This is a genomic window from Elusimicrobiota bacterium (assembly GCA_016788905.1).
GTDB lineage: Bacteria > Elusimicrobiota > Elusimicrobia > FEN-1173 > FEN-1173 > JADKHR01.
Genome location: JAEURZ010000035.1, coordinates 1 through 9785, shown reverse-complemented (window position 1 = coordinate 9785; position 9785 = coordinate 1). Strand labels below are relative to the sequence as shown.

Below are 9785 nucleotides of genomic sequence, written 5' to 3'. Positions count from 1 at the left end.
TCCGGCCCAACAAAAAAGCCCATCGGCTTCGCACCAATGAGCCTCCCACCTCGGTTCGATACTTTCAGAAATGGCGGCACAACAGCAAACCATCGGAGCGGCATCCAATTCGCATTTCCCAACGTGGCGCACGGATATTGGGAAAACTACCGGCTGACAGGGAAATACTACCTTCCGCAGTTTTAGGGGAGGGATTGAACCCTCGTTTTTATTGCGACCGCGATTGCAGACCCGCTGGCCTTGGGGGCCACCCCAAGGCTTGACCGTGGCGCGGCGTAGGAAGCCGCGCCCTACCTTACGGGCAGGCCCCGGAGTATGGGGCCTTGTCCGCCGAGTCAGCCATATATCTGTCGGCGAGGGCCACCACTTCGCTTCGTGCCGTTCGTTTTTCATTTTTCAGGCTATCCCTTTACCTCATCAAGGATTTGTGACCGCTATACGCGCCGCCACCGCGCCCGCACAATCTTCCGCGCGCAACAACGACAGCGCACGCACCGCACCATTGTTGCTCCATCGTCCTCCGTTCATTGTCCGCCATCCAGCCCCGCCTCCAACCTTCCGCCGCCGTTCCGATCGAACCAGTCATCCCGCCGAAACCCAAGCCCCCGTCCGCCGTTCATCGGAAAAACCACAGCCCCACGCTGTCCCCCCGAAAAACCCAAAACCCCCGCTCCGACTGCCCCCGGTGTTCCCGCCGCCTTGCCCCACCGCCCCGCTCAAAACCGCTCCGCTCGGTTCGCCCTTCCCGATAAACCCCGGCGTCGTCCGCTCCGGGGCATATGTTCACGGGGGGTGGAGGTCGCTCCGGCGCGTCGGCCCTTCGCGCCGCCGCACCTACGCTCCGTCCTCCCCGAAATCAAACCCCCGCCACGGCCCCGCCCTCCCGTTCCAAACCAAACCGCTCCGTTCGATTCGCCCCTCCCGAAACCCCGACGTCGTCCGCTCCGGAGCATATGTTCACCGGGGTGGAGGTCGCTCCGGCGGGCCGCCACCTTGCGGCGTCCCACCGTCGCCCCGCTGTGCTGACGGTGAAGCCGTTCCCCGGCGCGACCAAACCCCGGCCGCCCGCTCCGATGGAATCGCCCGCCCTCGCCGGATTGTTTCGTCCAAGGCACCCCTTGGGAGATATGTTCAGAGGACCTAATCCGCCCCTCCCGAAAAGAACACCCCCCGCTGGCCCCGCCGAACAACCCGCTCGGCCGGGCCGCCACCAACACCACGCGGCGGCCCAGCCTCGCCCCGCTGTGCTGGCGGCGGAATCGTTCCCCGGCGCGACTGAACGCCGCCGGCTTCGGTGGAATCGCTCCACCCCCGCGCTGTTGATTCGCCCGCCGGGCCGCACGGCTCCTTTAGCCGCCCAAGCGAACATAGCCTTTCCCGCCTTCCTTCCGTCCCACGGGAGGAAAACCGTCGCCCGTCCACCCCGCTCTTTCCACGCGGCCCGACTCCCTTGGTGTGGTGTGGCCTCCCGCTCCGGAGTGAGGCACACGGCCACGGCCCTTCCCCCAGCGGCGGGCTGTCCCACCCACAACGCCCGCCGCTCAAATTCTCCTTCCTTTCCCTCCCGCGCGCATATATGCCTTTCTTCCACTTCGCCTTGGGGGAGCGGACCCGGGCCGACATGTGGAACATGGCGGTCGGGTCCGCCCGGCATTTTCCTTTGCTTTTCCTCGATTCGGAATCATCTGGCAGTTACCCGGAGTGGACACCATCTTTCCCTGGTCTTTCAACCAAATCAACAAACTGTCCATCCGCCCAGACCCTGCCATCACCGGCAACCGGCTCGATCAAATAGTCAACCGCCATGGGCCGCAGTCGGACATCCCGAATGACAACCGAGATTCGCAACCCGTTCAACAAGACAAGCGCCTCCCTCCCCACTGACCGCTCCTGCCCTGATAAACCCATATATCCCCCTGCCTTTTGTTACATGTATGTTAACAGTAATATACTTCTATTTCTATGTCAAGTGGATGTTGTTATACTACCAGCATGCAACGCAAAACTCCCGTTGGGAACAATTTTTACCGTAAGAAGGGTTTGGACAAGGTCATCACCCTCCATGTGACCAAGGAGCTTCACGACGCCCTCGTCAAGTTAGCCAAGAAAGAAGAAAGGTCTCTTCAAGTGACTGTGAGAAGGCTGGTAGAAAGGGGTGTAAAGGAAAGCTGACCCCTTCCCCCCTTTTATCCCATGACAAACGACAATGTCCTCACCACGACGGGTTTTACAAAACTCGTTACCGATATTCGGCAACTGATTACCCAAGGCCGGGACCGGGCCCGGACAGCCGCCAACAATGAACTCATCCAAACCTATTGGGCCATTGGAGGGAGAATCGAGGTGGAAGGCCTCACTGAAAACGCCGGGTATGGGGACGCCATCATGGAACACCTGGCCGAGGCCCTGGACATTGACCGATCAACCCTGGTCCGCTGTGTCCAGCTCTACCGCGCCTATCCCAAATCTGCCCCCCAAGGTACTCTTACCTGGAGCCATATCAGGCTACTCTTAACGGTAAACAACCCCGAGGAGAGAAAACGACTCAAAGAGGAAGCTGAGAAAAACGACTGGACCCGCCAGGAACTAGCCAAAGCCATTAATGTCGAGGCACACCCAGCCCCCAAGGATGGAAAACAATCCAAACAACTGAAACGGCCCGCAGGAGGTCCGTTTGTTTACCGGGCAGAAGTTATCAAGGTCGTCGACGGTGACACTTTGGTCGTCCGGCTAGACCTCGGCTTCCAGGTGTGGAAAGAACAAAGGATCCGCCTCTCTGGCATTGACACTCCCCCCATCAAAGAAGACGGTGGCCCCGAAGCCTACGAATACACCCAAACCCAGCTTGCCAAAGCAAAAGTGGTGGTGGTCCGAACAGGCAAGATCGACATTTACGGCCGCTATGTGGGCGACGTCTTCTACAGCACCGATGAAGACGACACCTGGGAAAAAGTTTTCTTGAAAGGGGCATGGCTGAATAATGAGCTCCTTGAGAAAGGGCTTGCAAGGAAAGATTAACCTTTGTGGCTAACGGAGCTGGTCGCATTTACCAACGCGGAATAGCCGTTTAACAATTAATCAAGAATGCCCCCGAATGACCCAGTGGCAAAGGATAAAGCACATTATGGCTCGTAAAAAAGCATCGACGGAAAACAAGACAGACACTTACCGACACCCGGAATCTGAAAGCCCTATGCGGCCAGACGTGGGAACGCAGGCACAATTCAAGAAGCAAAAATTTCCAAGAACATACCGTTACGATTCATCCCTTTCCCCCGCGCTGAATTGGGACGGCCAGAACCCCACCCGAGAGCAGGGAGAGGCGGCCATTCGGGAAGTGTTGGAAGCGAAGACCCTGGAAGACGCTAAAGCCGCCGCATCAAAGTTAAAGGCGCTTGGTAAACCGTTTCTTGATTGGGCCGGAAAGGCGGAGCGCTTTTCCTTCGATGTCCCAACCCTTCCCCTGTTTGTCCATGAACGGCTTTCAACTCAGGCGATTCTCGAAACCATCAAGAGCCACAAGACCGACAAGCAGTTGAACTTTGATGACCTTTTCGGCGATCCGCGGCACTCCATTGCAGACCAAGTCCTGAAGGCGTATGAACACAAGGACAAATGGGTCAACCGGATGGTGCTGGGGGATTCTTTGGTTGTGATGAACTCCCTCCTTCATTATGAGGGTCTTGGCGGCCAAGTTCAGATGATCTACATGGACCCGCCCTATGGGGTGAAATTCGGAAGCAACTTCCAGCCATTTGTCCGACAACGGGATATCGGTAGCGTTGACCATAACGATGATGAGAGCCTTACGAGAGAGCCGGAAATGGTTCAGGCCTATAGAGACACTTGGGAGTTCGGGGTCCACTCATACCTGACGTATCTTAGGGACCGGCTTCTCCTTTGCCGTGATTTGCTTGCCCCCACAGGAAGCATTTTTGTCCAAATCAGCGACGTTAACCTTCATCACGTTAGAGAGGTTATGGACGAAGTGTTCGGCGAAGAGAATTTTGTTTCTCAAATTTCTTTCCAAACGACTTCCGGCTTTGAGACAAAAACAATCGCAACCCTTGGGGACTTCTTACTTTGGTACGCCAAGGATAAGAAACAGGTTAAGGTCCACAAGCTTTTTGAAAAGAGGGAGCTTGTCCCTGGTGAGGGCAATGCGACATGGGTATTGTTGGCTAATGGTGACTATCGAGGTGTAACTGCCGCCGAGAAGCGCGGAGAGTCCCCATTGCCGGAAAGGGCTAAACTATATAACCCTGACAATATTCAGTCCCAAGGTGCATCTTCAGAACCACAGCCCTTTGAGTTTGAAGGGAAAGTTTATGAGCCGGGCGGAAACAGCCACTGGAAAGCTAATTATCCGGAGGGAATGAATAGGCTTGCGAAGGCAGGTCGAATTCATGTTGCCAAAAACAGCATTCGATTCCGTCGGTTTTCTGATGATTTTCCTTACAAGGAACGCGGCAATATTTGGACTGACACGATCTCCGGGAATTTCACCGATGAAAAGATTTATGTCGTCCAAACAAATGCAAAAGTAGTTCAGCGCTGCATGTTACTCACTACTAACCCCGGGGATTTGGTTCTTGATCCCACCTGTGGAAGCGGGACGACAGCCTATTGCGCTGAAGGATGGGGGCGGAGATGGATCACGATTGACACCAGCCGTGTCCCGCTCGCTTTGGCTCGGCAGAGGATTCTCACCGCCACGTTCCCTTGGTTTAAATTGATTGATGATTCCCGAGGGCCAGCCGCAGGCTTCAATTACGAGAGACGCCAGAATGCAAAAGGGGAGGAGGTCGGTGGAATCATCCCTCATATCACTCTAGAGAGCATTGCCAATAATGCACCGCCTGACGAGGAAGTCCTTTTTGATAAACCGGAGGACATCAACAATGTGGTCCGTGTTGCTGGTCCATTTACGCTTGAGGCCACTATCCCCACCCCCATTGACTGGGAAGGTGACCCATCCACATCAAAGAAGTCCGAGACCGCGGAAGGCGACTTCACTTTTGTGGAGAGGATGCTGGAGGTCCTCCGAAAGAGTCCAATCTTAAGATTGGATGGAAAACGGACGGTGACGCTTAAAAATCTTCGTCTCCCGGCAAAGGCGTTGTCCTTGTCCGCCGAAGGGATGGTCGTCAACGGGAAGGATAAGACTGTTGCATTGGTCTTTGGTCCGGAGAATGGGGCGGTAAGTGAAAAATTAGTATTCGAGGCGGCGAGGGAAGCTACCGCCAAAAACTACGCCACGCTTTACGTGATTGGGTTCGCAATTCAAGCGAATGCGCGAGCATTAATCGAAAAATGCGAAAGCATCGTTGGTATCCCTGCGATTTACATACAAGCCACGCCTGACCTGATGATGGGAGACCTTTTAAAGAGCATGAGGAGTAGCCAGATATTCAGCGTTTGCGGGCTTCCTGAAATTAAGGTTTCCGCCAAGGAGGAGTGCAGCAAAGAAACCCGATATCAAGTCGAGCTACTGGGTTTTGACGTCTTTGATCCGGCTACAATGGAGGTGGTTCACCGCGCCGGGGACGATGTCCCGGCGTGGTTCTTGGACACAAATTACAATGACCTCTGCTTCCACGTCTCTCAAGCATTCTTTCCCAGGACCAGCGCATGGGACAATCTAAAAAGAGCGCTCAAAGCCGAATACAGCGAGAAGGTCTGGGACCATTTGGCGGGAAGGGTCAGCGCACCGTTTGGCGGCGGAGAACATCAACAGATTGCCGTCAAAGTCATCGATGATCGCGGTAATGAGTTGCTCGTCGTTAAGAGCCTCAAAGGGATCAAGTGAGCGGATACGAAGTAGATCAACCAATCATCAATAGCCCTTTCGCGGAACCCTCCCAGCATTATTTCATCCGTGAAGGTGAGCCAGCGGAGAGACGGGAAGGGCGGCGTCCTTCCCTGGTTTACCCTCCCAAAGAGGGCAACATTACCTGGAACCTACGGGATGGTGCCCTGGCGGAATCTAAGGCGTACAAACCGGCCTATGAGATGGTTTTGGTTAACCGGTTACGTGAAAGGGTGTCGAGTTGGCGCAAGCAGGGCTATCCTGGTGTAACTCGGACCACACTTGAACTTTTACAGTGGTGGAGGAGAGAAGGCCGCAAGACCCCCCTCTTTTTTGCCCAGATCGAAGCCGCCGAAACGGTCATTTTCTTGCGTGAGGCGAGAAGTGACTTTCTTCAAGGGATTGACGTTCCAAGAGACGAGCCGAGCGATCCTCAAAAGGCCGGGGGAATGGCTTCTTTTCCTCGCTATGCCTGCAAGATGGCGACGGGCTCTGGGAAGACGACCGTCATGGGAATGCTTGCCGCCTGGAGTATCCTGAATAAGGTCAACGACCGAAACGACGCCCGTTTTTCTGACCTGGTCCTTGTGGTCTGTCCTAACGTCACTATCCGCAATCGTCTTGAAGAGTTAAACCCAGAAGGTGGTGAATCCAGTGTTTATCGCCATCGGGATCTGGTGCCGCCACACCTCATGCCGACTTTGACGAGGGGCCGGGTGTTGAGAACAAACTGGCATATCTTTGAGCCGCAAGGTAGCCAAGTCGGAGGCGTGGGGGCGAAGGTTCTCAAGGCCGGAGTGGCAGTTAGAGGAAGGGAGATCATTTCTATTGGTGCAAAGACCACCACCGCGAGAGGGACACGGTATCTGACGGAAGAAGATTTCAACCGCCAAGTGGCCGCTGGAATGCTGTCGGTTCTTGAGGAAAAGCGGGACAAAAGCGGGAATCTAGCAAAAGTTTATGTTGAATCCGTTCGGTATGTGGAGAGCGATGCACATTTGATTGAACGTGTTCTCGGCCGGGAAGTCGGAGGGAAACAGAACATCTTCGTGATGAACGACGAGGCACATCACGCTTACCGTATCCGCCGCCCGGAGGCGGAAGAGGACGAGGAAGACCTATTTGGTGAAGAAGATGAAGCCGACGATTTTTTCAAGGAGGCAACGGTCTGGATAGATGGGCTGGATCGAATACACAAGCAGCGAGGAATAAATTTTGCGGTGGACCTATCGGCCACCCCCTATTTTTTAGGCCGGGTGGGGCAGGACACCAATAAACCGTTCCCATGGGTCGTCAGTGATTTCGGTTTGGTGGATGCCATTGAGTCGGGCTTGGTCAAGATTCCACAATTGGCTGTACGGGACACGACAGGGGCGGCGATCCCTGGATATTTCAACATCTGGCGCTGGATCACGGATCAATTAACTCCCGCGGAAAAAGGGGGTAAGAAGGCGAGCCCGAAACCGGAAGCGATCTTGAAATGGGCACACACCCCTATTGCGATGTTGGGCGGGCTTTGGGAAGAGCTTCAGGTAGAATGGAAAAAGTCAGAAAACGATGAGCGCCCTCCTGTTTTTATCGTTGTTTGCAAGAACACGAAAATTGCCAAGTTGCTATTTGAATGGCTGGCCGAGGGAAAGGCCCCAGTAGGCCTTCCTCCTGCCAAGATCGAAGGATTCCGAAACAAGGATGGGTTGTTTAATACGATCCGGGTTGATACCAAGGTTGTGCACGAAACGGACACGGGCCAGGCCAAAAGTGACGAAGTCCAATGGATGAGAACGACCCTGGACACCGTCGGCAAGCGCTCCTGGCCCTCGGACAGTCAGGGCCGCCCTATTTATCCTCAGGGTTTTGACGAATTGGCTGCGAGGCGAAAGTCGCCCCTGCACCCACCCGGTAGAGATGTGCGTTGCATCGTAAGCGTTGGAATGTTGACCGAAGGATGGGACTGCAATACGGTGACGCATATCATCGGCCTGCGGCCGTTCATGTCCCAGCTACTATGTGAGCAGGTTGTTGGGCGGGGCTTACGTCGAAAGAATTATGAGCTTGGTGAAAACGGCCTTTTCACCGAAGAGGTGGCCAAGGTCTTGGGCGTCCCCTTCGAAGTAATTCCATTTAAAGCCAACCCGCAGGGGCCTCAACCTCCAAAACCCAAGCAGAATCATGTCTATGCCGTTCCGCAGAAGGAAAGGTTCGCGATAACCTTTCCTCGTGTGGAAGGCTATACCCAGGCAATTCGCAATCGAGTGGCAGTTGATTGGGACACAGTCCCCGCTCTGGTCCTTGAGCCTGGGAAAATTCCACCGGAAGTCGAAATGAAGGGACTCAACGTCAACAATAAGGGGCGATTGTCCTTAAATGGTCCGAATCGAGTGGACCAAGTTTCTTTGAATGCGTTTCGGGCGCAAAGACGCATACAGGAACTGGTTTTTGATTTGGCAGGCTCGTTGACCAGGGAATACATGGCGCAAGGGCGCTATGAGGCCCCGGCCCATGTGCTTTTCCCCCAGATTGGAACCATCGTAACTCGTTATTTGGAAACGAAGGTAAAAGTTCTGCCGCCGGCTGATCTTAGAGATGTTTTCTTATCGCCTTACTTTGGTTGGCTGGTTGAAAAACTGCGGGACGCGATTCGTCCAGACACCTCAATGGGGGAGACCCCTGAGGTTCCCCGTTTTGAAAAAGAACGCGGTCCCGGTTCAACAGCGGAGGTAGATTTCTGGACGAGCCGGGATGTTCGGGAAGTCATAAATAGCCATGTCAATTTTGTTGTGGCCGATACGAAAAAGTGGGAGCAATCCGCTGCCTATTTCATTGACACCCACCCAATGACCGACGCATTTGTGAAGAACGCGGGCCTTGGGTTCGCCATCCCCTACTTTCATAACGGCCAGCCGCACGATTACATTCCAGACTTTATCATCCGGCTCAAGGGTGAAAAACCGCGGCATCTCATTTTAGAGACCAAGGGGTTCGATGATCTGGAAGATGTGAAGCGGGCGGCTGCGGAGAGATGGATTGCCGCTGTCAATGCAGAGGGAACCCATGGGAGATGGGGCTATGCCTTAATAAAGAAGGTTGAGGATATTCACCAAAGGCTGTCGTTGGAAGCCTCGCTAAAAGCGGATCAATCACACCAAGATGGGCAGGGGAACTAAAGTTTGAAGAAAGAAGCGCGACTCTTATTAGAGAAGGCGGCAAACTCGCTCCTCCTTAGCGTAGAGCAGTTTAATCGCCCATGGGATAGGGGAAGAATTGAAGGGGTCCTAATCTTTCTCGACCATGCTTTTGAGATGTTATTGAAAGCCGCAATTATTCACCGGGGTGGGGAAATACGACAGAAAGGGCAAAAGCAAACGATCGGATTTGATTCCTGCGTTCGGAAGGCACTTACTGAAAGCGACATCAAGTTTATCTCAGACGAACAGGCTTTAACTCTTCAGACAATCAATGGCTTGCGAGACGCGGCGCAGCATCATCTTTTGGCTTTATCCGAACAACACCTCTATGTTCATTCCCAAGCGGGATTAACCCTTTTTCGTGATCTTCTAAAATCTGTCTTTGCGAAAGAGCTTGCCGATGAAATGCCTTGCCGAGTTTTGCCAATTTCAACAACTATCCCCACAGACATCGCTACCCTTTTTGATCGGGAAGTAGCAGAAATTAAAACACTTCTGAAACCCGGAGGTCGCCGGCAAGTCGAAGCATCCGCGAAATTGAGGGGGCTCGCAATACTGGAAACCTCTATTCAGGGAGAAAAGATCCAGCCTGGGGATGGCGAATTGAGAAAGCTTGCTACTAGAATCAAAGGCGCGTTGGAGGGGGACGTTCTCAACTAATCAACTAAGTTGACTGTGGGCGTTGAAATGTTTATTATTGGGCCATGCCTCGACGCGGCGATTTCCTAAACTTAGTTGAAATTTGAACCACGGCTTCACGTTTGCTTTGATGAAGTTGTCGAAAAATCACA

Annotated in this window: 7 protein-coding genes; 5 read left to right on the top strand and 2 right to left on the bottom strand. The window is 53.9% G+C overall.

Annotated features, from left to right (window positions below; translation table 11 throughout):
• Positions 1-856: 856 nt before the first annotated feature.
• Together JNK54_10555 and JNK54_10550 are read right to left on the bottom strand one after the other, a co-directional pair.
• A complete protein-coding gene (locus JNK54_10555) occupies positions 857-1654 on the bottom strand; it encodes a hypothetical protein (GenBank protein MBL8024698.1) in 798 nt (265 codons plus the stop codon).
• A 38-nt stretch (positions 1655-1692) separates the two neighbouring features.
• A complete protein-coding gene (locus tag JNK54_10550; GenBank protein ID MBL8024697.1) occupies positions 1693-1908 on the bottom strand; it encodes a hypothetical protein in 216 nt (71 codons plus the stop codon).
• A gap of 84 nt (positions 1909-1992) precedes the next feature.
• On the opposite strand from JNK54_10550, the gene JNK54_10545 reads away from it, so the two are divergent.
• The 5 genes from JNK54_10545 (at position 1993) to JNK54_10525 (ending at position 9654) form a co-directional block, all read left to right on the top strand.
• Positions 1993-2172, top strand: coding sequence for a hypothetical protein (locus JNK54_10545; protein ID MBL8024696.1), 180 nt, complete (start codon positions 1993-1995; stop codon positions 2170-2172).
• Positions 2173-2193: 21 nt separating this feature from the next.
• Entirely contained in the window at positions 2194-3018 is an 825-nt protein-coding gene (locus tag JNK54_10540; GenBank protein ID MBL8024695.1) for a thermonuclease family protein, read from the top strand.
• A 106-nt stretch (positions 3019-3124) separates the two neighbouring features.
• Positions 3125-5809, top strand: a complete 2685-nt coding sequence (locus JNK54_10535) for a site-specific DNA-methyltransferase (GenBank protein MBL8024694.1) — start codon at positions 3125-3127, stop codon at positions 5807-5809.
• Positions 5806-8973 (top strand): DEAD/DEAH box helicase family protein, encoded by a 3168-nt coding sequence (locus tag JNK54_10530; protein ID MBL8024693.1) that lies wholly within the window; start codon positions 5806-5808, stop codon positions 8971-8973. The genes JNK54_10535 and JNK54_10530 overlap by 4 nt, the downstream gene beginning before the upstream one ends.
• A 141-nt stretch (positions 8974-9114) precedes the next feature.
• Positions 9115-9654 carry a hypothetical protein gene (locus JNK54_10525; protein MBL8024692.1) on the top strand — a complete coding sequence of 180 codons (540 nt, stop codon included), beginning with the start codon at positions 9115-9117 and terminating at the stop codon, positions 9652-9654.
• The last annotated feature ends 131 nt before the right edge of the window (positions 9655-9785 follow it).

Coding starts and splice junctions, on each gene's coding strand:
- JNK54_10535 (MBL8024694.1), top strand. CDS start 3,125: ATGGCTCGTAAAAAAGCATCGACGGAAAACAAGACAGACACTTACCGA.
- JNK54_10540 (MBL8024695.1), top strand. CDS start 2,194: ATGACAAACGACAATGTCCTCACCACGACGGGTTTTACAAAACTCGTT.
- JNK54_10550 (MBL8024697.1), bottom strand. CDS start 1,908: ATGGGTTTATCAGGGCAGGAGCGGTCAGTGGGGAGGGAGGCGCTTGTC.
- JNK54_10545 (MBL8024696.1), top strand. CDS start 1,993: ATGCAACGCAAAACTCCCGTTGGGAACAATTTTTACCGTAAGAAGGGT.
- JNK54_10555 (MBL8024698.1), bottom strand. CDS start 1,654: ATGCCGGGCGGACCCGACCGCCATGTTCCACATGTCGGCCCGGGTCCG.